16 protein-coding genes are annotated in these 22,709 nt (G+C 53.7%); 7 read left to right on the forward strand and 9 right to left on the reverse strand.

Annotation, left to right across the window (positions count from 1 at the left end; genetic code table 11):
- Positions 1–155: 155 nt before the first annotated feature.
- The 3 genes from M504_RS05220 (at position 156) to M504_RS05230 (ending at position 3,386) form a co-directional block, all read left to right on the forward strand.
- On the forward strand, positions 156–1,166 hold the full coding sequence (locus M504_RS05220; RefSeq protein WP_047488774.1) for a YncE family protein: 1,011 nt from the start codon (positions 156–158) through the stop codon (positions 1,164–1,166).
- Between the two features lie 139 nt (positions 1,167–1,305).
- Positions 1,306–1,968: a response regulator transcription factor gene (locus M504_RS05225; protein WP_232296165.1), complete on the forward strand. Its 663-nt coding sequence runs from the start codon at positions 1,306–1,308 to the stop codon at positions 1,966–1,968.
- Complete coding sequence (locus M504_RS05230) at positions 1,965–3,386, forward strand: cell wall metabolism sensor histidine kinase WalK (RefSeq protein ID WP_052200429.1); 1,422 nt, start codon at positions 1,965–1,967, stop codon at positions 3,384–3,386. Before M504_RS05225 ends, M504_RS05230 begins: the two co-directional genes overlap by 4 nt.
- Before the next feature lie 14 nt (positions 3,387–3,400).
- Here the strand turns inward: M504_RS05230 and M504_RS05235 are convergent, their stop codons facing one another.
- The 9 genes from M504_RS05235 to M504_RS05275 all read right to left on the reverse strand — a co-directional run bounded on the left by M504_RS05235 (position 3,401) and on the right by M504_RS05275 (position 17,201).
- Positions 3,401–4,861 (reverse strand): YncE family protein, encoded by a 1,461-nt coding sequence (locus tag M504_RS05235; RefSeq protein ID WP_047488779.1) that lies wholly within the window; start codon positions 4,859–4,861, stop codon positions 3,401–3,403.
- A 28-nt stretch (positions 4,862–4,889) separates the two neighbouring features.
- Positions 4,890–5,381 (reverse strand): hypothetical protein, encoded by a 492-nt coding sequence (locus tag M504_RS05240; protein ID WP_047488781.1) that lies wholly within the window; start codon positions 5,379–5,381, stop codon positions 4,890–4,892.
- A 64-nt stretch (positions 5,382–5,445) separates the two neighbouring features.
- Positions 5,446–7,980, reverse strand: a complete 2,535-nt coding sequence (locus M504_RS05245; protein WP_047488784.1) for a carboxypeptidase regulatory-like domain-containing protein — start codon at positions 7,978–7,980, stop codon at positions 5,446–5,448.
- A gap of 149 nt (positions 7,981–8,129) precedes the next feature.
- Positions 8,130–8,891 (reverse strand): phosphatase PAP2 family protein, encoded by a 762-nt coding sequence (locus M504_RS21095; protein WP_198137527.1) that lies wholly within the window; start codon positions 8,889–8,891, stop codon positions 8,130–8,132.
- A gap of 67 nt (positions 8,892–8,958) precedes the next feature.
- Positions 8,959–11,988, reverse strand: coding sequence for a TonB-dependent receptor (locus M504_RS05255; RefSeq protein WP_047488786.1), 3,030 nt, complete (start codon positions 11,986–11,988; stop codon positions 8,959–8,961).
- Positions 11,989–12,103: 115 nt separating this feature from the next.
- Positions 12,104–14,110 (reverse strand): PQQ-dependent dehydrogenase, methanol/ethanol family, encoded by a 2,007-nt coding sequence (locus tag M504_RS05260; RefSeq protein ID WP_052200431.1) that lies wholly within the window; start codon positions 14,108–14,110, stop codon positions 12,104–12,106.
- A gap of 2 nt (positions 14,111–14,112) precedes the next feature.
- Entirely contained in the window at positions 14,113–15,279 is a 1,167-nt protein-coding gene (locus M504_RS05265; protein ID WP_047488788.1) for a VCBS repeat-containing protein, read from the reverse strand.
- Positions 15,280–15,352: 73 nt separating this feature from the next.
- Positions 15,353–16,168 carry a ThuA domain-containing protein gene (locus tag M504_RS05270; protein ID WP_052200433.1) on the reverse strand — a complete coding sequence of 272 codons (816 nt, stop codon included), beginning with the start codon at positions 16,166–16,168 and terminating at the stop codon, positions 15,353–15,355.
- 133 nt (positions 16,169–16,301) lie between these two features.
- Complete coding sequence (locus M504_RS05275; protein WP_047488793.1) at positions 16,302–17,201, reverse strand: sugar phosphate isomerase/epimerase; 900 nt, start codon at positions 17,199–17,201, stop codon at positions 16,302–16,304.
- Between the two features lie 119 nt (positions 17,202–17,320).
- Between M504_RS05275 and M504_RS05280 the strand changes: the two genes are divergently transcribed.
- The 4 genes from M504_RS05280 (at position 17,321) to M504_RS05295 (ending at position 22,682) form a co-directional block, all read left to right on the forward strand.
- Complete coding sequence (locus M504_RS05280; RefSeq protein WP_047488795.1) at positions 17,321–17,998, forward strand: response regulator transcription factor; 678 nt, start codon at positions 17,321–17,323, stop codon at positions 17,996–17,998.
- Positions 17,999–18,006: 8 nt separating this feature from the next.
- Positions 18,007–19,392 carry a cell wall metabolism sensor histidine kinase WalK gene (locus M504_RS05285; RefSeq protein WP_052200434.1) on the forward strand — a complete coding sequence of 462 codons (1,386 nt, stop codon included), beginning with the start codon at positions 18,007–18,009 and terminating at the stop codon, positions 19,390–19,392.
- On the forward strand, positions 19,389–21,536 hold the full coding sequence (locus tag M504_RS05290; RefSeq protein ID WP_198137529.1) for a PQQ-binding-like beta-propeller repeat protein: 2,148 nt from the start codon (positions 19,389–19,391) through the stop codon (positions 21,534–21,536). Before M504_RS05285 ends, M504_RS05290 begins: the two co-directional genes overlap by 4 nt.
- A gap of 132 nt (positions 21,537–21,668) precedes the next feature.
- Positions 21,669–22,682, forward strand: coding sequence for a YncE family protein (locus tag M504_RS05295; protein WP_047488798.1), 1,014 nt, complete (start codon positions 21,669–21,671; stop codon positions 22,680–22,682).
- Positions 22,683–22,709 lie beyond the last annotated feature (27 nt).

The raw sequence follows: 22,709 nt of genomic DNA on the forward strand, positions 1-22,709 counted from the left end.
GAGAGGTGCCCTCACAGCTCAGATTGCAATGGTGGCATCAACATCACTGTTCCCCGACTAAATTCAGATTGGTTTAAGGATCGTTGGTTAGGTTGGAATCCACGAGGGCGAATTATGGGTAACAGACCATATCGCCTCCAAGGAGATCTATTCCAATGCGTCTTCCCTCTCTCTTGCTTGCAATCGGTATTGCAGCCCCACTCATGGCACAGCAGTCGGCTCCGTCCTATAAGGTGACGCACACCTCCGTTCTCGGGGGTGAAGGTGGATGGGATTACCTTGTCCCGGATTCGGCGAATCATCGCCTGTTCATTGCGCGCGAAACACGGCTCATGGTGATTGATCAGGATTCGGGAAAGCTGTCTGGAGAAGTGCAAGGGATCAATGGAGCGCATGGAACCGCGGTTGCAACTGCCTTTGGTCACGGCTTTGCCACTTCCAGTGAAGATAAGTCCGTCGTCATGTTCGACTTGAAGACGCTGAAGGTGCTCAAGCGCATCCCCGCGGCTGAGGACGCCGATGCCATCCTTTTTGACGCTCCGTCGGGTCGGGTATTCAGTCTGAATGGCGACGCGAACTCAGCCACCGTGATCGATGCTCGCACGGGAAGCTTCATAAAGAATCTGCCGCTCGGAGGTAAACCAGAGTATGGCGTTTCGGCGGGCGATGGCATGATCTATGCCAATCTTGAGGACAAGAACGAGATCGTCGAAATCGATGGCAAGACAGCGACGGTAAAGCGCCGCTGGTCCACCGCACCCTGCACACAGCCCGTTTCCATGGCGATTGATACCGCGCATCATCGCTTGTTCAGCGGGTGCCGCGGCGGCAAAATGGCCGCCTCGGACTACCTGGCAGGCAAGGTAGTCGCAACGGCACCCATCGGAGCCGGCGTTGACGGCGGCGGATACGACCCGGGAACGGGCAATGTCTTCGAATCAAATGCAGACGGCACACTTACGGTGATTCACCAGGACAATCCGAATCAATATCACGTTGTCCAGACCGTGACCACACCTGTTGGTTCGCGCAACATGACCGTCGATCCGACAAGCCATCGCCTGTTCGTCGCAGCTGCAAAGTTCGGACCTGTACTAGCGGGAAAGAAGCGCGGTCCAGTTCTTACTGGCTCCTTCAGCTTGTTGACAATTGAGCCGAAGCCATAGACGTGTCGCGCTGTCGCATCGGCTCAGGACGAGACATGCCAGCCGATGCGACAGCGCTTCAAAGCGACTGGATATTCATCAAGAATCAAGACATTTTGGATACCGTCAGTCTCAGGCAGATTTTGTGAGAATCCTAGTAGTGGAGGACGATCCGAAGCTATCGTCCGTTTTGAAAGATGCGCTCGAAAAAAAGTCTTATCGGGTGACAACTGTCGCCGACGGTAAAGAGGCTTTAGAGCTCGGTAGAGACTTCACGTTCGAATTCATTCTCCTCGATGCGATGCTTCCGGGCATGGATGGCTTTTCTATCGCCAGGGAGCTTCGCAAGAGCGGCGTTGCCGCTCACGTGCTGATGCTGACCGCTCGCGACGCTAAGTCCGACATTGTTCGAGGTCTGGACTGCGGTGTGGATGACTATCTGACAAAACCATTTTCCTTTGACGAACTCTTCGCTCGACTACGTGCACTGGCGCGCCGAGGAACGGCGTCCCCGCAACTGATTTACGAGGTTGGCGATCTGAGGATGGACGCGGTCACTCATGCGGCAACTCGGGCCGGACAAGCCATCTCACTCACGCGAACCGAACATCTGATACTGGAATACCTACTGCGGAATCCCAACGTGGTATTGCGACGAGATGCCATTATCAATGCCGTGTGGGGATACGAAACGACCGTTGAGAACAACACGCTCGATGCATTCATGAAGCAGTTGCGATTCAAGGTGGACTCAGGTCACGAGACAAAACTGATTCAGACCGTTCGTGGCTTCGGCTACAAGCTGACTGCAGGCTATCCATGAACTCCTATACGATCCGTTTCCGACTCACACTTTGGTACAGCGGCCTCGTTGTATTGACTGTGCTGCTCCTCGGTGCCGCTGTGTACGGGGCTGCGGCGTGGGGCGTGCGCGAAGCCGCCGATCAGGAGCTCGTCTCAGGCCTCAACGGTATCGATGCCTTTCTCCAGCACAAGCTGGCAATTCACGACATGGACAATCTGGGCGAGGAGCTTCGAGAACACTCCGCACTCATGCCCCGCGGCAAGATGTTCCGCGTTCTTGATGCGAATGGCAAGCTTGTTTACCAGCCGGATTTGATGATCCCTGTTGCGAGTGCGCCGACGAATGCCCGCGATCTTCAAGGTGCAAATCAATTACGATCCGGGCATTCTTACCGGACCATGAGCCGCATCGCACATGTCGGGACATACCTGTTTACTCTGCAAGCCGCCGTCGATCAGACACAGTACGACCAATTGCTTAACCGGATCATGTTCCTTCTGGTTTGTTGCATTCCTGTTGGAGGTTGCCTTGCCGCTTTGGTTGGGCGTTGGATGAGCGGCAAAGTTTTGGCCCCGGTACACCGGATCACGGCCACGGCACAGACGATTGACGCCCGTCATTTGGAACTTCGGCTCAGCCTCCAGGGGAACGGCGACGAGCTCGACCAGCTGTCGAACACGATCAACTCCATGCTCGATCGCATCTCAGAGTCCTATGACCGCATCGCACAGTTCACAGCGGATGCATCGCATGAACTGCGCGCGCCTGTCGCGGTTGTGCGTTCCACTGCAGAGTTATTGCTGATGGATATCACTGACCGCACCCGCGTTCAGCGAGGGCTGAACGACATCGTAGAGGAGAGCGACTCTATGGCTCGTCTCCTTAGTGATCTACTCACACTTGCCCGCGGCGGGCTGGAGGAGTACACAGGCAACAAGGAGCTGTTCGACCTATCTGCTTCGGTTTCAGCCATGACTCCCCGAGCAAGAACACAAGCCGCATTGAAGAACATCAAGTTGATCTCGGAATCCAACGACGGGCCGCTTGCCGTACAAGGAAACCAGGTTGTCGCAGAGCGAGTGCTCATGATTCTCGTCGACAACGCGATTCGCTATACGCACTCGGGTGGAACCATTCGATTGACGACATGGCGCGAGGATCGGCGATGCGGATTCACAATTGTCGACTCTGGCATTGGAATCGCCAAGGAACACCGCGACAAGATCTTTGAGCGTTTCTACCGCGTAGACTCGGCGCGCACTCCGGGCGACGGCAGCAGTGGTCTGGGTCTGGCGATTGCAAAGAGTCTTCTTGATCTGCATGGCGGAAATATCCGTGTTGAAAGTGAACTCGGGAAGGGGTCTTCCTTTGAGGTCTCTTTTTCAGTTGCTTCGCATGAGGGGGAGCGCAACCTCATATCTCCCCCTCACGCTTAGCCGCGCATGCCTGCTTAGTTGTGAGCGAACAACGCACTTACAGTAGGAATTTTCCTGGCGATTTCAGCGCGAATACTTTCTGCCATTCGCGCCGCTTCTTCTTCGGTTGATACATCGGTGTGCGGGATCTCCATCACCAGGATCCCGATGGTCTTTCCCAGAGCATCAAACAGCGGCATCTTCATATTGAAAAACTGGCCGTCCTTGATGAGAGGTCCCGCGGTCTTGCCTTCCTTGGTTGCTGCAAAATCGCTTGCGGATGTGTGTACTCCAATGCGAGTCTCATTCACGTTCGCAATGATCACCATCGCCTGCTGCCCCGGTGGAATTGCATGCAGGCCCATCTTGCGGAGAGTCGGGTGCTGCGTCATCTCCTCAGAGAGGATCTGGAGAGCATACGGCGCGTTTACAGCCTCCTTCACCTCCACTTTGGGTGCAGGAGGTGAAGGTGTATTTTGAGGCTCGAACGCGAAGATGCGGGCCGGTGATGAAGCACTCTTTGGTGCCGCTACAAAGAACTTGCTCCATTCTGGAACTAACCGAGATGTCCTTGCCTTCTCCGCTGAAACCACACTTCCCAACGACGTGTAGTGATCAAGGTCCTGCTGCTCGAACACCTCGACAAATCCGTTTGTTGAAGCGTAGATACGGTGCGACGCCGGATCAAACGTCAGATCGTCCACGCCATCGTGTATAGGCAATGTCTGCAGTTCAGCACCAGTATTGGTATCCATCACGACAATCTGTTTGCTTCTGCAGCCTACAAAGAGGCGCTGGTGCGGCTCATCGAGAGCCATGGCAACGTTGTTGGTACAGGACTTCAATGGCCAATTCGCGATCACGGAATGCGTATAACGATTGACTACCGTAACGGTGTTTCTGGCGGTGTTGTTGATGTACAACTTCGGACGATAAACATCCATGGCCATCGCTTCCAAGGTTTCGCCTTCAATCGCAATGTCCTGAACTTTCCGGTTCGTTGCCGTATCAATAACACTCAAGTGAGACGACTTCTCTCCAAGATCCTTTCCTCCGCTTGCGACATAAAGGGTACGTTTTGAAATGTCGTAACCCATCGCATCCGCGTCCTTCCACAATGGAACACGCTCCACTTGCTGGAAACTGTTCGCGTCGAAGATGCGCACAGAACCATCAAGACCGTCAGTCACGTAGAGACGATCCGTGTCTGGACGATAGAAGAGCGCGTGTGGACGCTCCACTGCGACCTCGTGGAGTATCGTGCCAGCGTTCGCATCGAGAACGATAATCATTTTCGCTTCTTCCGGTGTAACAAAGAGGCGGTTTCGCGTGATATCCACGGCAAGGTGATCGAAATTGCCCACACCGAGCTTTGGCAAAGCAAATGTATTTACGGGGCTAAGAGGCGCCCCCGTTGCGGTGGTCGCTTGCTGCGCAAGCAGTGGGCTTACAGATGTCGCACAACACAAGAGAACATTCAGACAATGCTTTTTCATGATCGGTTCCTTTGAAGGGATTCGCCGGTTATTGGTACAGAGCTGTGCGGTTGGGAATTTGCTGCTGCACTTCGTTGCGAATCGCTTCTCCAATATGGAGCGCATCCTCGGCATTGGAAGCATTGGCGAACGGAACTTCCATCACCACGAAGCCCTGACCGATATCTCTGCCCTGTGCATCCGTCACAGGCAGGAACAGATCATAGATGCCCTCTTTATCAATGCGCTCTGCGCTGGGTTTGGCAGCGATGACCTTCTTCATATCAGGCTCGGAAGATTTCTTGCCGATCTTCGAAGCAATATCGCTCCCGATAATCGCGTTTTCAGCGGCATTCGGAGGAGTCGCATGCAAGCCAAGCTTTTTGATTTCCGGGTGCTTCGCCTTAACAGCAAGGACCAGACGCTGGGCCATGGGTGCACTGACGTGAATGTAGTTAGCAGGAAGTGGCGAAGGGCTCTGTGCGCTTGCGCAAAGCAAGGATGTAGCGAAGACAGACAGAGACAGGTAGCGGCTGATCATAACTTTTCCTTGGAGTGGTCTTGTGTTTGTATTCCGGCAACACACCGGATACGTTCTGTATTGCCTAAAATGTCAGTCCGGTTCCGAACTGAACCCTTCGTGCCTGCATTGCTGTAGTGGGTTGGGAAAATAACGTCGAACGAATATTGCCGACGAAGGAGGTAAACGATGCAGTATTCGTAACGTTGAATGCATCGACAGAGAAATTCAGCTTAGGATGCACGTCGCCGTTCTTTAGCCTTAACTCTGCTTCCTTACTCCAATGCACGTCCAACGATGCCACTCTGCCACCCCGCAGTGTGTTTCGCGAAATGCCATCTGGCCTCGCATTCAGAAGTCCGGTGTTATAGCGGTCTACACCAGCCGTCTCCGTATAAGGCAATGCGGAGTACAGCTTGACGGCTACACCAAGGTTTAGCCAATGGTCACGATTGAATGACCCGAGCATGTTGAACCGATGACGCTGATCCAGATCCGATCGACCATACTCGCCTGCCATGGAATACTGATTTGCGGGAAACCAGGTCACTCCGCCTGTGTCGTTGTTCGTGCGGCTCAACGTGTACAGCAGCATTCCTGAAAACCATCGGCCAGCCTTGCCCTGAACAGTCAGATCGAGCGTGTTGCCGATCTGTCTTCCCTTCGATTCCAACTGGCGCACGATCCCAACCGCGGGGGCAAGCACAACGCTGTATTGAGGCGGCACGGGCGCATTGACATTTCTTGAACGTAAAAGCGCGATGCCTTGTGTACCGCGATAGGTCGCAGCAAAGGTAAGCCCTTTCATCAATTGACGCTCCAGCGTCAGGCTGTAGTTCACCGCATAGGGCACTCGCCCACCCGGCTCCAACGTGACCAGATTTGTGGGATAGGAATAGATATCCGACCTCGTTGGATAAGGATTGGGATATCCCGGATTAAGCAGGGTAACGGCCCGAAGAGTCACGCCGTTGTACTTATTCAGATCCGCTTCTGGAGCAGCACCGCTTCTGTCAAAGAACATTCCAAGACCGCCACGAAGCACGGTCTTCGCATCCTTCAATCGATAGGCGAACGAGGCACGCGGTCCGAAATCATTCCAAGCTTTGAAGTATGTCTGCCAGTCATAACGAAGGCCGAAGGACACCTGAAGATTCTTGCTGACTTGCAATTGATCCTGGATGAATGCACCGAGTTCATTCATCCAGAAGATCGAACGCCCGGGACCAGCCTGCTGCGTGTAGGAATAAGGATGGCCGCTTTCGTAGTCTCCAAGGCTCGCGAAGCTGAACGTCCCAAGGCGATTCGTGTCGTCATGCCATGCCCTTCGACTCAGGTTGGGAATGTTGACGCCGAAGGTGACGTAGTGCCGCCCGTGCGTCCAACTTACGGTGTCGTTGATCTTCAGATTGTTTTCGTTCTGCAACGCATCTGCCTGCGCACCGCCGCCTGTGAAGTTGCCATCCACGATCACTTTGGGAGCGTTCGTCGCGCTGCGAGTCGGACCATAATCCTGCTCGTAGAACAGTTGCAATTGGTTCAGCAATGAAGGCGTGATGATGATGCGTTGCGTGAAGATCACGTCATCTTCACGCACTCTCTGATTTGTGCCTGCATCGGGCAATACAAGCCCGCCAACCCCCAGGTTTCGGGTCACCACATCACTGACGTTGTATTGAAAGGACACGCGATTCGCATCCGAAAAGTCATGCGAAACGCGAGCCGCAAACTCTGTGTCATGCATTGGTGTTGGAACATTGGCATCAAAGGTCCCAGAAGGCAGAACCGCATGCACAATCGACTGGAGGTTGTCTTCCTGTCGGCTTCCGGAAAGAAGAAATGTTGTGTGGTGATCGAGCGCGGCCGGGCCTGTAATTGAACCTTCGTATATCCGCTTCTGTTCGAATGGCCTTGTCGTGGCGAAATAGTTTTTGGCATCGGTCACTGAATCTCGAAACGTGAAATTCAGGCTGCCATGGATTCGCGGCGTTCCGGGCTTCGTGATGATGTCGATGCGTCCACGGCCCGGCTGTCTCGTCTCCACGCTGTATGGATCACTATTGATGCGGACTTCTGAGATCGCCGATGCTGATACGCCGGTGGTCTTACGCTCCACGCCATCGACCATGATGGTGACACCACCAGTACCGACCGTATTCTGATCAAGAAATGGTGTTAGCGCAGCAACGAAATTCTGATCAAAGACCGGAACCGACTGCAACAACGCCGCGTCTGCGCTAATCTGGTCGCGATTGTTGCCATTGTCGAGTGATACGGCATCCGGCTCCGGAGCAACGACAATTTCCTGCGCTACCGAATCGATCCTAAGGGTTATCAACAGATGGACGGGGATCCTTCCCACAGTAAACGTCCGGTCATAAGCGGTGAACCCATTTATCGCATCTACATGAACGCGATAACTACCCGATGCAACATGTTGAACTTGGAAGTTTCCGCTTGCATCGGAAATTCCTGCCTGTTGTTTGCCGCCAGAAGTGACAACGATCTTTGCGCCAGCAACACTCGCTCCCGATGGATCAGACACATGTCCTGTCACATTGGACTGCCCAAGGAGAGAGGCTGGCAGGAGGAAAAGCGCGGAGACCGTCAACATCCGCATGCACAAATAGTTTCGGTTCTTCATTCGTGCAAGCGTATGTCGAACCATCTGAATATCCTCTGAAGCGAAGCTGCGTAAGAAGCCGCATCACATGAAATGCTGAAGAAAAGGGCCAGCAAGAGAACCGTTGGCCCTTTATTTACACGCTTCTATTTCGTGATACCGGCCCGACGAAGTTCCTGTCTCGCAGCATCGAGTTCCGGTTTCAGCGCTTCATTGTGCAGCAGAAGCGTTCCAAGCACTGTCCCAAGGACGTGACCAGCTTCAACATCGGAATGATAGTGGTCACCGCACACCTCACGGCTATAGGCATACTCGTTTGAACGCGTGAGAATCGCTTGTGCCTTCTCGGGGACGAGATCGGCTAACACAACACCAAACGTAAATCCCATAGTGGCGTGGCCACTTGGATACGACCGCAAAGGTCGTGACTCTGGCTTGCGATCTTCATCGTCACAGCTCCATTGGCCATAGGTATCTCCGGGCATCGCAGCAGCAACGGGAAACTTCCGCTTGAAGTAGTTCTTTGCTGCGCTGGTTGCGACAGTCTGATCATTCAACACGTCCGCCAATAACTTCGCCGTAGCCGTGAATTTATTGAAATCGAAATCCGGACCGATTGCCGCCTGCCAGGGAGATGTATCTTCATGGCTCGCGTCCCAATGCGCCTGATCGTGACGTTCTTTTGTGCGTGTTTGGATAAGGTGTTTCACCGCATCCATCTCACGCGTCTGCGCCTCAGATCCATCCTTGGGAGGCGGCGGAAGCAGATGCACCGGATTCACATCCGCGGGGTTGAGAAACCGGAACGTGGTGGGTTGAGGAGGCTTCGGTACCGGCTTCTGGCACAATCCCGGAATAGCTATCGAAGTTACTGCAAGCAGTGCAGTTGCGGCCTTACTTAGATTCACACTCTTCTCCATGGTCTTCATTTGTAGAAAAAGAGGCGCAGTTCCTCTTACGAACTGCGCCCTCTGCTTAGTAGTCAATGCGAAGGCTTAGTTCGAGCTGACGTGGCGTACCGCTACCGGTAGGAACCGTGCTAAATGCACTGTTGATCAAACCGAAATTGCCTGGGACGATCTGCAGATTGCTTCCCGAACCAGAAGAACTAAGTGCTACAACCGGGCTTCCATACTGCGCGACATTGAAGACATTGAAGGCTTCCGCACGGAAGGACGTGCTAAGCCTTTCCCAGATCTTGAACGTCTTTTGTAGGGCTAGATCCGCCTGCCAGTGTCCAGGACCGCGCACAAGATTGCGACCAGCATTGCCCCAGGTTCCGTTTGCTGGCACCGAGAACGCGGCGGCATTTAGCCATTGCTTCGTTGTGCGATTGGAAGGATAAAGTGGCACTCCAACGATGCGATTCGGGCGTTGATTGTTGTTGATCTGGTCAGGCAACGCGGTCGCCGAACGCGATATGGTCACATTGAGCGGAAGACCACCGCGGATGCTTGCGATGCCTGCCATCTGCCATCCACCGAGGAGCGTATTCACAAGTGGACCGGCATTACTGAGAAACGCTTGACCACGTCCGACAGGGAGTTTCCAAATCGCACTTCCGGAGACGTAGTGGCGCATGTCGAACTGGCTGTTTGCACGCTCGCAACGAATGCATGTCTGATTCTGCGGGCTGATCGCTTCTGCTCCGCCCACCGAACCATCATCAATTGAATGCGCGAACTGATAGTTAGCTGAGATCAGCAGGCCAGTGCGGTAATCACGATGCACACCAAGTTCAAGGGCGTTGTATGCTCGTGTGCCTTGCGTTCTATCCCACGTGAAGGTTGACTTCGTATAGCTTGCGTAAGGGCGGACGCCTGTCGAAGGATCAACGCCATTGGCGACTACGTTGCTCCAGAGGCTGCTGCCCACACTACCGATGTAAGAAGCCGTCATGGACGTCCCCTTAGCCAGCTGCTGCTGTACGCTCACAGTCCACTCGCTGATCTGTGCATCTTTGCGATTGCGGTCTTGCCCTGTGGGACTAACACTCAACGATGCATTGCCGAGATACGGATCGATTGGAAAGCTCAGGCCTGGCGTCGTTGTCTGTGCTAGGGTGAAGCGTTGCGGAATGTTTCCGATCGCCGCGCCCTGGTGACCAAACTGCCCTTGACCATAGAAGATGCCGCCACCGCCGCTGATTACAGTTTTGTTGTGGAACATTGCAGGTGACCAGGAAAGCGACAAGCGCGGTGCAAGGTTATTGCGATCGGGAAAGTACCAGGCGCTACCAGAGGGGCATTGGACATTTGGGCAGGTTAAGGGATCAACAACAACACCACGTCCGAGGACATCGTGATCCACGCTCCAGAAGTCATAACGCAAACCTGCAGTGAGGATAAGATTCTGCTTCAGGCGAATGGTGTCCATAAGGTAAGCGCCGTACTCTGTTTGGCGCTGTCCAGTCATGGCTGCAGCGCCCTGGTAGGCATAGGAATCCATCAGGTTCTGCTGAAAGTTTGATTCGTTGAGATAGGTCGATGTGATAACAGGGATCTTCGGTGTGTTCTTGTTTTCCTGCACTCGACGGACACGCAAGCCACCTTTGAAGACCTGCTTTCCTTTCACGAAAGTCGTATCGTCGACCACACTATATGCCGTATCAAAACGGTCGTCGGTAGCAGGCGTCACGAGGGTGCTGAAGCCGGTCACTGCTACGTTGTACGGCAGCGTTTGATCGCCACCTTCGCTATACTCAGCACGGTTATAACCGAAGCGAAGATCCGTGAAAATCGACGATGAGAAGTTATGGGAAACGTCAATAACGGCATTCGGCGCAGTTAGCGTATTGAACAAGGTTGAAAGCTGCCCGTTCGGCGTAATCTCAATTCCGTTTGGTGCTGTGGTGCTGAAGTGATCCGTGCTGTAACGACCGAAGATTGTGGTGCGGCCATTCGGTTTGTAGTCCAGGCGGATCATGCCGGCATCTTCTTGTACCGGGTTTCGACCACTACCGGTAAATGAGAGAGCATTCGGATCAGAGGTGGGTGTACCTCCACTCACATAGGAATTGATGATGGTTGCCAGTGCCGGCGATTTCGCGATGGCTGCGGTACGGTACGCCGCCGTTGGAACGATACCGGTCACTTGTTGCGCAAGAACCTGCCGGTAAGCTTCCCAGTTGGCAAAGAAGAAAAACTTGTTCTTCAGAACCGGACCGCCAATGTTGGCGCCGAAGTTGTTCAACCGCAACGTCGGAAGTCCCTTGGAGTTCCACGGGCTGGCATCAAAGATATTGTTGCGAAGATATTCCCATGCAGAACCATGAAACTTATCGCCGCCCGACTTGGTTACGATTTCAATCTGACCACCCGCCGAACCGCCCTGATCAGCGCTATACGCTGCGCTGCTCGCTTTGAACTCAGAGATCGCTTCGACCGGAATCTGGAGGCGCATGTCCAGCTTTTGGAACTGGTGATTGATACCCGAAGCATCGACACCATCCATGTGAAAGCCGTTGTCTTCCTGAGACAAGCCTACGAAGCGGATCTGGTCTTGCGTACTACCCGCCGCATCCACCGCTCCAGGGACGGTAGCTTCGAGACGCTCAAAGCTACGGCCATTCATCGGAAGTTCATTGAGTTGCGCTCCGTGGACGACGCCGCCAATCTCACTGGATACGCGATTCAGATCATCCTCTTCGGTGCTTACCTCAACCACGGTATCCGCCGCAGCAATTGCAAGCTTCGCATTCATCTCTCGTGTCTCGCCAATCTGAAGAGCGAAAGACTGGAACTGTACCGGGCGGAAGCCGGTTTCAACGATGGTTTCGGTATAGGTTCCCACTGGAAGAGAACTGATTACATACACGCCTGCTTGATTCGTCGTTGCCTTGTATGTCAGGCCACTCGCTTGTGAGGTTGCGATAACGACTGCGCCACGAATGGTGCCACCCTGAGCATCGGTAACGGTTCCCGTGAGAGTTGCGCGATCGGTCTGTGCGATTGCGGGAGACAAACATAGGAGAAAAGAAAAGCTGGAAACGGCAAACTTCCGCATGCGGTGTGCTCCTGATTGATTGGTTCGGAGCGATTACAGCAAGCGGACCTAAAACCAATCTGAGAAAACACCGCGTGTAAAGGAACATTCACACAGTTGCTAAAGGGTTCTCGCATCAGGGGACGAGTGAAAAAACAAAGACTCCGCTTGCGCCTGCGAGTGCGACAAATTGTTTTCCGCCGACCATAAATGTCATTGGGGATGCCTGCCAGTCCTGGCCGACGTTGATGTGCTTCAGAGTCTTACCTGTACGTGCATCGAGCGCGAGAAACGTTCCGCTTGGACCACCCGCGAAGATCAACCCACCTGCGGTCGAAAGCACGCCTCCACGATTGTTGGTCGAAAGCGGTTTTTCCCAAATCTTCTTGCCCGTGCTTATATCCAACGCACGAAGGTAACTTTCTGCATTCGATTGGTTTGGCGCGACGCCACCATACCATCTGTTTTCGATTAAAGGGTCCTGCTGTTTCTTGTACACTGCACACCATTCGTTCGCACGAAGGTAGAACAGCTTTGTCTGCGGATTCCATGAGCTGGAATACCAGTTTGTTCCGCCGCTCGAGGCTGGACAGATTAGCTCGCCTTTCTCACTTGACTCCGACGAGTCCGTAAGAATCGGACGACCAGATCGGTCATACCCGGACGCCCAAGTCGTTTTCACGAAAGGTTTCGCCAGCAACAGCTCTCCATTTTTTCGATCCAACACGAAGAAGAAGCCGTTGCGATTTGCATGAATGAGAAGCTTGCGCGGCTTTCCGTTCCAGGGTTGATCCACTAAGAGAACAGGCTGTTCCGCATCCCAATCATGTGTGTCATGCGGCGTGAACTGGTAATACCATTTCAACTCTCCTGTCTTCGCAGAAAGAGCCACGACGCTGCTGGTGTAGAGGTTATCTCCCTTGCGTTCATCGCCATTGAAGTCGGGGCAGGGATTTCCCGTTGTCCAATAGATCATGTCCAGTGCAGCATCGTAAGAACCTGTCAGCCATGTGGCTCCGCATCCATGTTCCAAGGCGCTTCCCACCCACGTCGATGCCGCCTTCTCTCCACGTTGCGGGATCGAATAGAAACGCCAAACACGTTCGCCCGTGCTGGCTTTGTAAGCCGAAACAAATCCGCGTGCGCCTTCTTCACCTCCGGCCACGCCACTGATGATCAGATCCCCCACCACAAGAGGAGCAGCGGTTGCGCTGTATCCATCGATCACCGCACCCATCTCAACGTCCCAAAGTTTGTGACCATCAATCCGACTAAGCGCCAGCAGATGTGCATTGTCCGTCACCATGAAGACCGAGTCATTCCAGATAGCGACTCCGCGATTGGTTCCGCGCCCGGCTTCACTCACAAGCCCCTTGGTATGCGGTTGACGATACATCCACAATTGCTGCCCGGTGGCGGAATCCAAGGCATAGGCCTCATTCCATCCGGTGATGTACATGACGCCGTCCTTAACGATAGGCGTCGTCTCCAGGCGGCTTGCATCAAACGGAAAAAGCCATGCAAGCGACAGACGGTTCACATTGGCAGTATCAATCTGCTTCAGAGTGCTGAAACGATTGCCGGAATCGTTCCCGTTATAGGTCGTCCAATCACGCTTCGGAAGGATTGGCTTCTCGTTGTAATGCTGGCCATCGCGTGTCAGCAGGTGATAGGTTCCGTCCTTCGTGAGTACCTGCGCAGAGTAGTCACTTTCAATAACCGTCCCGCTAAGATTCCTGCCATCCACAAGATGAACCGTACCTGGATGCGGCCCCGGAGGTGGCTTGTACTTGCCCGCCTTCATCGGTGCATTGCCCGTATAACCTGCGGTAGACATTGCGGCATTTGATCCCGCAAGCGTTCGCAGATGAGAGAGCAAGCGGTCCAGATCCTCCGAAGAAAAGTCGAAGCTCGGCATACCCTTCTCCACTCGGCCATCGTGGATAAGTGACTTCAGTTCTGGATCGGTGTGATATCGAACGAAACCCAGCAGCGACGGCGCACGTCCTCCACCACTGCCGTCACCACCATGACATATGGAGCAGCGCGCCTCGAACACTGCATCGCCACCGGACGCTGGCGATTGTGCGAGACATGAAGAAGTGAACAAAAACAACAGGAGTCCAGCGAGTAACCGCGTCATCTCTATCGTCCTGAGGTGCTCGGTGAGCGTGTCTGATTTTCAAAGATGAATAGTCCGGTCTTCCCACCCATCACCAAATCCAGATCGCCATCACCATCCAGATCGGCCACGGCGATTTGCATCCCGGCGCTGACACGGCTTCCGTAATCAATGATGTGTTTGATCCATTCCACCGAGCCATCGTTGGCTTGCCGATATTCATACCAATAGATGCCAAGCGGTTCCCGCTCTCCAGGGTCGGAACCGTTGTGGGCCATGTAGCGTTTTCCAGTAACAAAATCAGGTCTGCCGTCACCATTCAAGTCCACCATTGTGACCGCGTGCCCTTGCGACCATGTGTCGTCGATGACATGTTTCTGCCACTTACCGCCGCCAAGATTTTCCATCCAGACGAGGCCGTAGTCGTGCGCCATGGACGTGACGAGATCGACTCTTCCATCTCCATTGACGTCAAGCGCATAGATGTAACCGACGCTCCCGAGGTTGAACTCCTGATGGAGGGCCCAGTCTGGTTTGCGCGGATCAATGGGCGCTTCAAGCCAACCGAATGGTGTGATGATGTCATTCTTCCCATCGCCGTTCATGTCACCAACACCGATGCCATGCCCGTAGCTACGTGTACTGACAACGTGTTTCAGGAACGCACCGTCAGCTAGCTCAAACCATGCCAGCGGATCGACCATTGTGTGGCCGCCCCACTGAGGAAGCACCGCGGGAGTCTTACTCTTCGAATCGAGGTTGACGAGGAAGCTGAACTCGACACTATGACCAGACTCGATGAGATGTTCTTTCCACTGGCCGGCCTTGCCCTTCGGATTTTCATTCCACCAGATCCGATTGCCGTGAGAGGCCGAACTCACGACGTCGAGATATCCATCATGATTGACGTCAACGAGAAGGTCCGTCAGATCTTCAGTCGCATTGCGGTAGTATTCGATCGACCGAAATGTGTGCTTGATCCAGCGTGGACCTTCGTACCAGTTCTCGCCAGAAACAATGTCCAGATGGCCGTCGTTGTTGATATCGCCCACCGCTGCAGTCTCAAACGCAGCAGGGTCAATCATTCGGCTCGTGAAGACAATCTCCTGCGGACGCCTCTCCGCCTGTGAAATCGGCAGAGCAGCCATCGAGGCGAAAGCAAGTGACGCAATCAACTTCATTCGTTGCATGTACGTAGTCCCTTTTCTGAAACGGTTCAGTCTCGACGGACAAGCAACATCCGTTAGCAATCACGGTCGGCTTCTACTTTGCGACTTCGGGTTCGGGAGGTATGGTTACTGATCCGGTTGCGGCCCATTCTGTGCCACGCACAAACGTTGAAATGAAACCGGGAGTGCGAACCGCACGCATGTCATTGCCGAGCATCGTCGCAAAGACACGGCCACGTCCGTACGCGCGTGTCCACAACAAAGGCTCGTCCTGCGAAGGGCTTCCCGGTGTTGGCCCCTCACGTTTCTTCACGTAGAGCGAGTGATCATCCCACCCGGTTGCAAGCACGTGCAACTCACTCGTGGGAATGCAATCGAGTCCGGCATACAACTCGTCGGTCTTTGCAGAAAACGAGGATGTCAACCCTAACGTGACGGGATGATTCGAATCAATCACGTTGACCTGGTAGTCGTGAACTGGCGAATGGTAGCTGCTGCTCGTCTTCCATATGCAGCCAACAAGCTCTCTATACTCGGGCCAGTTTTGAAAGGACGCAGCGGAGTGGTGATAAACCACCAACCCTTTGCCTGATCGAACGAACTCCAGCAATGCCTCTTTGGTGCTGTCGCTCCAGTCAGGCACATTCAACTTCTCATCTGAATAGTTCAGAACAGCGACGTCATAGGGACGCAGCGTCTCGGCGTTCGCTCCTTTGAACTCTTCGGTGGTGCGCACTTCAAATTTTCCCGATGCCTCCAACAGCCCCTTCAGATAGGGGCTGGTCTCGCGCCACGGATGTTTGTCCTGCCCGGTGATGATGAGAACCTGAATGCGATGGACAGGTGCGATCGGTGTTTGCGCCATTCCCGGCAGGGTGGCTATGAACAAGAACAACAGCGCTCGCAACATCCGCTGTCTCCTTGGATTCGCCTGTCGAAGGTTCGCCATCAGAGATGTATTACAGCAAGCGAATCTAAAACGAATCTTGGAAAAGCAACTGTGTGAACAGAGATTCACACAAGTACAGATCCATGCCTTGCTCCTAGAACCGCAGCCCTAGTCTTCCGGACATGTATTGATACATGGCCTCATCTCCGGCGCCACTCTCTCCCATAACCCATCCCTTGAAGCCGCTCCTCTCCAGTTCGGCCACAATGCCAACCAGATCGACAATGCCATCGCCGAACGGCACATTTCCGGCTTTCACCGCAATGTCCTTTGGTGGTGCGGGCGCAAAATCCTTCAGATGCACTGCAACAAGTCGCTTCTGATATTTCCTGCAGGTATCCACGGGCTCCGCACCGCCTGCAGCCAAATGCCCCACGTCCGCGATGAAGTGCACATACCGTTCGTCAGTGGATTGCAGCACCTGCTCATATAAATGGTGACTCACTTCCCTCTGCTCCGGGTGATAGGCCATCTTCACACCCCATTGCTCAAAGACACTTCGGGCCACCTGGTTCAGATTGGTAATCCAACTCTTCACATTGATTCGGCTATATGCCTCTTCGTCGGCCACCTCGTTCAAGATGACCGAGGGCGCAATCATATGCGTGATGTATTTTCCGCCGATGTTGGACATAAATTGCCCCAGCAACATGTGCTGCTGCAGGATCGCGCCGAGTTCGTCAGGCTTATCCATGTGGCTATATTGGGCAATCCCCGGCATGCTCAGTCCGCGGGCAGCCATGCCGTCGTGAAGTTCCGTCCATCGCGACGCGTAGGCCTCAGCGATCTTTGCACGCGTGTTATTGAACTCCAAATGGTGCACACCGACCGCCGCCACTTCATCTGCGTGGCCCCAGAAGTCCTGAATGCCTGTCTCAACCGTGGTCTTGCCAAAGGGAACCAGCCCAGCCGTAAACGGCTGCTTTAGCTTAATTGGCGGGACGAATGACGTTGCGAAAATGGGGGCGGTCTGAAGAAATGTGCGTCGAGTCACATGCGATCTAGGAGTGAACATGCTGACACAACAACACATGAATTTAAGCTGAATCTAAAAAAATGAGCCTATTACACGGTTTTTACATTGCACACGCGCGCAGAAATTAACGTGGCGTTATGCAAATCCTGGTTGTGGAAGATCGCCCACGCATGGCCCGCCTATTGGACCGTGCTTTGCGGCGGGATGGCCATACGGTCACCGTCGCGCTCGATGGAGAACAGGCGGTGGAATACGGCCGGTCGCCGCATCTGGATGTCATTCTGCTTGATGTCACTTTGCCGGTGATTGATGGCTTCACCGTACTGACCATGTTGCGGGCAGAGCAATTCACAACTCCGACCATCATGCTCACGGCCCGTGATTCCATGGAGGACATCGTTCGTGGCCTGGATCTGGGAGCGGACGATTACCTGACTAAACCCTTCGCCCTGGCGAATCTGTTGGCGAGAATACGTGCTGTATCTCGCAGAAAGCCCGTAGTACCCACCGAGCGACTCGAGTTTCGCGATCTGGCACTCGACCGCGCAACGCACGGGCTTTCGAGATTGGGGCGAACAGAGCCGTTGAGCAGAATCGAATTTGCCTTGATGGAAAAGCTTGTCCGCAACGCGGGCATGGTTGTCACGAAAGATATGCTCGTGGAAGCTGGATGGGGTCTTGGCGCCGAAGTGAGTGATACCTCGCTTTATGTCTACATGCGAGCGCTGCGAAACAAGATCGCCTCTGAGGGCGAAAAGCAACTGCTTCATACCATACGTGGTGTGGGCTACACACTCCGACAAGCCCAGGCATGAAACGAAGAATGTCGATCTCTCTACGCCTGACTTTGTGGTTTTCTACTGCATTTATTTTTGGTTATTTCGTATTCGGCATCGTGATGTATGGAGAGTTGTCATACTCTCTTGCGGCGGGCAGAGACAAGACACTTCTTCGCCGTGCGGATCGCGCTATTTCCCTTCTCAAAAGCTGCGGCATCGGCAGTGCAAAGTGTGCGCAGGGATTCGATGCCTTTGCCTCCGGCACCCCGGAAGGCAATCTGGTCCATGTGCTCGATGAACACGGGAAGCAGGTCTATCCGGTCACCTCCGACGCGAGAGATACATTTCCCTGGCCTGCCAACATCGCCTCACAGGACCGCACTTATGCCAAAGTGCAATATGATGGATCGCCTTTTCGAGTCCTATCTGAACCAACGATCATTGGCGATGCAAAATACCATGTGGTGATTGGCGGCCAGCTCAGGGACAACCGTGTCCTTGTGAATCAGTTCACAGTCGGTCTTCTGTGGGCCGCCCCAATCCTTCTGATTTTCTCGGCGGCGATCGGATATTTTCTCAGCACCCGCGCGCTGAAGCCCGTAGCGAAATTAATCTCTTCGTTTCGATCGATCAGCATCGGAAACCTCTCGCGAAGACTACCTTCGATTCAGTCCGGAGATGAACTTGAGGCCCTGACAGAAACATGCAATGACATGTTGTCTCGTTTGGAACTGGCGGTCGGACAGATTACTCGCTTCACGGCTGACGCGTCACATGAGTTGCGAAGTCCCATTACATACATCTACACGCAGTCAGAATACGCACTGAAGAATCTCCCCCTCGATGAGGAGAGCACCGAGTGCTTTTCTGAAATTCTGCGTGAGTGTGAAGAAGCTACCGACCTGCTGACGGACATGCTCATGTTGGCGAGATGTGATTCCGGGCATTCAGGAATGGTTTTCACGCGCACGGATCTGAAGGGCGTTCTGAGCGATGTGTATCGGAAAGCGATTCCGCTCGCTGAAGGCAAACGGCATCGCATCACGTTCGAAACATCCCGCAATGAACCGGCATGGATTATGGGTGATGCTCCAAGCTTGCGGCGACTTTTCTGGATCATGCTGGACAACGCGATCAAATACACACCGGCAGGTGGACAGATCAACGTTCGACTACAAATGAACGGCAACGAAGCAAAGGTCGATATCCAGGACAACGGCATTGGAATTCCGCAAGAGTCCCTGTCCTCTATTTTCGACCGCTTCTATCGCGTCGATAAAGCGCGCAACTCCTCGGAAGGATCGGGATTGGGTCTCTCGATCGCGAAGTGGATTTCCGACATGCATCGCGGGGATCTTTCAGTAAAAAGCTTTGAAAATATTGGCTCCACATTTCAAGTTTCATTCGGAACGATTAGTACAAACCTATGATCCTGACTACTATGTTTCACTTGCTGCGCCGCCGCTCGTTGCGGAGTGCAGTTTCCCTCCTCACGCTTGCCGCAACGACCAGCATCACCGCGCAAATACCCGGGACAACAAAGGATTGGCCAGCCTATCAGGGTGGCCCTGATTCCATTCATTACTCCAGGCTTACTCAAATTAACCGAGAGAATGTAAAGAACCTTAAGGTCGCGTGGACATTTGAAACCGGTGAAACATCCAAAGCGAAAAGAGAGTTCGAACCCAATCCACTTATCGTCAAAGGCGTTCTCTATGGCCTGAGCCCGACGGTCAAGGTCGTTGCGCTGGATGCTGCGACAGGCAAACAGATATGGACCTTCGATCCATCCGCAGGAGCCAAACAGATCGGGAGCACACGGAATCGTGGTGTAGCGTACTGGGCCGACGTCAATGGAAGCGACGCACGCATCTTCGTTACCTTCCGCCAATATCTTTACGCGCTGCATGCAAAGACGGGAAAGCTCATCGAGAGCTTCGGGGAAAATGGGCGCGTCGATCTAAGAATTGGTTTGAAACACGAAGGAGAAGGTCTCTTCGTCTCAATGTCGACGCCCGGTGTTGTCTACAAAGACATGCTCATCTGCGGAAGCATGATCGCCGAACAATTACCCGCCTTTCCTGGCGATATCCGCGCATTCGATGTGCATACCGGGAAAATTCGCTGGCAATTCCACACTATCCCCCACCCCGGCGAATTTGGTTATGAAACATGGCCCAAAGACGCTTGGAAATATAGTGGCGCAGCGAATGACTGGGCCGGATTAAGTGTTGATTTGAAACGAGGAATCGCGTTCGTTCCACTTGGTTCCGCTGCACCCGATTTCTACGGTGGCGACCGTACCGGTGACAACCTATTCGCCAACTCTCTTGTTGCGCTGGATGCCAATACTGGCCGCCGCTTATGGCATTACCAATTCGTACATCACGACATATGGGATCGCGATCTGAATGCCCCGCCCACGCTCATCACCCTTCACAAGGACAGTAAAACGATTGACGCCGTCGCTCAGACAACCAAGACGGGTCACGTGTTTGTCTTTGATCGCGTGACCGGAAAGCCAATCTTCCCAATTGAAGAAAAACCATATCCAAAGAGCACAATCCCCGGCGAAGTAACTTCACCGACGCAGCCATTGCCAGTGTCCCCGCCACCGTTCGCTCGACAAAGAATGACGGAACAAGACATTACCAATCGCACCCCTGAAGCACATGCGGATGTCTTGCGTCGATTCAAATCTGTTCTGAGTGATGGTCAGTACGCACCCCAGACATTGGAGGGGACAGTGCTCTTTCCAGGGTCGGATGGCGGCCAGGAATGGGGTGGACCGGCCTTCGATCCTGAGACGGGCCTGCTTTACACCAATGCCAATGAGATGGCATGGATTGTGAAGATCGCAAAGCGCCCCTCGCCATCGGAATCCAATAGCGGCAAAGGGCTTTACAACGCCAATTGTTCGGGCTGCCACAACACGAACCTATCCGGCAATCCGCCGGATGTTCCGTCTCTCACTCATCTTGAGCAGAGACTAACGAATCGCGAGGTGGTCACAATCGTTCGCGGTGGCAACGGGAGAATGCCTGCCTTCCCGCAGTTGAGCCCACTGGAAATGAATGCCATTGCGGAATACGTATTGAAAGGAAATGACAACATCGTCAGCGCCACCTCCGTCCCGTCGCAGCAGCAATACATGCTCGGTAGTTCAACACGCTTTCTCGATAGCGAAGGTTATCCCGCCATCACGCCGCCCTGGGGAAGCTTGACCGCCATTGATCTCAATAAGGGTACATTTGCGTGGCGGATTCCCTTCGGAGAATATCCAGAGTTGGCCGCAAAGGGATTGAAAAATACAGGTTCAGAGAATTACGGCGGTGGCGTGGTTACTGCGGGCGGTCTTCTGTTCATTGGTGCGACGAACTACGACAAGAAATTCCACGCCTTTGATAAGACAACCGGAAAACTTCTATGGGAAACGACACTCCCCTTTGCCGGAAATGCCACCCCTTCGGTGTATGAGATCAATGGAAAGGAGTATGTCGTTATCGCAGCCGGGGGTGGTAAATCCGTACACGATATTTCAGGAGGAACCTACGTTGCCTTCACTTTGCCGTGAAAGCGGTTCCGTCGTCATGACTTGCTCAGCCTCTCCAAAGTAGTTAGCAACTTAAGCAAGGATTAAGTCGAGGCACCAACACTCAAAGATGCCGGCCTTCATAGCCGAGTCCATCTTCCATACGGAGTGATTATGCGTTTCTCCAGACTTGAAGCTGCTTCCTGCTGCCTGCTGCTTCCTCTCACCTGCGCTGCTCAGAACTACCACGTCAGCGATCATTGGCCAATTGGTGGCGAGGGCGGCTGGGATTATCTTCTGAGCGATGACGCAGCTCATCGGCTCTACGTGACTCACGGTCCGAAGGTTGAGGTTCTGGACACGGCAAGCGGAAAGCTGATTGGCTCTATAACGGGGCTAAAGGGAACGCATGGCGTTGCACTGAATCCGGATGGGAAGACCGGCTATATCAGCGATGGCGGCGGCAACGCCATCGTAGTGTTTGACAGGGCTTCTCTCAATGTCGTCAACAAGATCACGGTTGGCACAAATCCGGATGGCATTACCTATGAACCGGCAACGAAGACGGTGTGGGCATTCAACGGACGGAGCAAGGATGTCTCTGTGATGAACGCGACGAATAACCAAGTCGTGGCGACAATCGCGCTACCGGGCAAGCCGGAGTTCCCACAGGCAGATGGCAATGGGAACGTCTACGTCAACATTGAAGACAAAAATGAGATCGTGAAGCTCGATGCCAAAACGAATGCTGTCGTTGGCACCTGGCCATTGACGGGATGCGATTCTCCGTCAGGCATGGCAATTGATCGTATTCAGCACCGTTTGTTCTCTGTTTGTGATGGCAAGAAGATGGGCGTCTCCAACTACACGACGGGAAAATTAGTAGCACTTGCATCGATCGGTGATGGTCCCGATGCTGCGGGTTTCGATGGTAAGTTGCATGTTGCCTTCTCTTCGAATGGAGAAGGCACAGTCTCTGTTGTCGACACATCAAAGCCCGGTTATCCAACGATTCAAACTGTGACTACAGTGAAGGGCGCGCGCACCATGGCATACGACGCGTTGACAGGGCGGATCTTCCTGTCCGCTGCGAAGTATGGACCGGCGCCGGCCCCAACTGCAGCAAGCCCACGCCCGCGACCAGCCGTTGTTCCGGGTAGTTTCGAGATCATGGTGGTCTCACATTAACCAGCACAGACGCTGAAATAAAGATGC

The sequence above is a fragment of the Terriglobus sp. TAA 43 genome, from assembly GCF_000800015.1.
In the GTDB taxonomy this organism is placed as follows: domain Bacteria; phylum Acidobacteriota; class Terriglobia; order Terriglobales; family Acidobacteriaceae; genus Terriglobus.

What these genes read in the sequence shown, in the direction of transcription:
- M504_RS05220 (WP_047488774.1), top strand. Translation starts at nt 156, where the DNA reads ATGCGTCTTCCCTCTCTCTTGCTTGCAATCGGTATTGCAGCCCCACTC.
- M504_RS05230 (WP_052200429.1), top strand. Translation starts at nt 1,965, where the DNA reads ATGAACTCCTATACGATCCGTTTCCGACTCACACTTTGGTACAGCGGC.
- M504_RS05235 (WP_047488779.1), bottom strand. Translation starts at nt 4,861, where the DNA reads ATGAAAAAGCATTGTCTGAATGTTCTCTTGTGTTGTGCGACATCTGTA.
- M504_RS05240 (WP_047488781.1), bottom strand. Translation starts at nt 5,381, where the DNA reads ATGATCAGCCGCTACCTGTCTCTGTCTGTCTTCGCTACATCCTTGCTT.
- M504_RS05245 (WP_047488784.1), bottom strand. Translation starts at nt 7,980, where the DNA reads ATGCGGATGTTGACGGTCTCCGCGCTTTTCCTCCTGCCAGCCTCTCTC.
- M504_RS05255 (WP_047488786.1), bottom strand. Translation starts at nt 11,988, where the DNA reads ATGCGGAAGTTTGCCGTTTCCAGCTTTTCTTTTCTCCTATGTTTGTCT.
- M504_RS05260 (WP_052200431.1), bottom strand. Translation starts at nt 14,110, where the DNA reads ATGACGCGGTTACTCGCTGGACTCCTGTTGTTTTTGTTCACTTCTTCA.
- M504_RS05265 (WP_047488788.1), bottom strand. Translation starts at nt 15,279, where the DNA reads ATGCAACGAATGAAGTTGATTGCGTCACTTGCTTTCGCCTCGATGGCT.
- M504_RS05270 (WP_052200433.1), bottom strand. Translation starts at nt 16,168, where the DNA reads ATGTTGCGAGCGCTGTTGTTCTTGTTCATAGCCACCCTGCCGGGAATG.
- M504_RS05280 (WP_047488795.1), top strand. Translation starts at nt 17,321, where the DNA reads ATGCAAATCCTGGTTGTGGAAGATCGCCCACGCATGGCCCGCCTATTG.
- M504_RS05285 (WP_052200434.1), top strand. Translation starts at nt 18,007, where the DNA reads ATGTCGATCTCTCTACGCCTGACTTTGTGGTTTTCTACTGCATTTATT.
- M504_RS05290 (WP_198137529.1), top strand. Translation starts at nt 19,389, where the DNA reads ATGATCCTGACTACTATGTTTCACTTGCTGCGCCGCCGCTCGTTGCGG.
- M504_RS05295 (WP_047488798.1), top strand. Translation starts at nt 21,669, where the DNA reads ATGCGTTTCTCCAGACTTGAAGCTGCTTCCTGCTGCCTGCTGCTTCCT.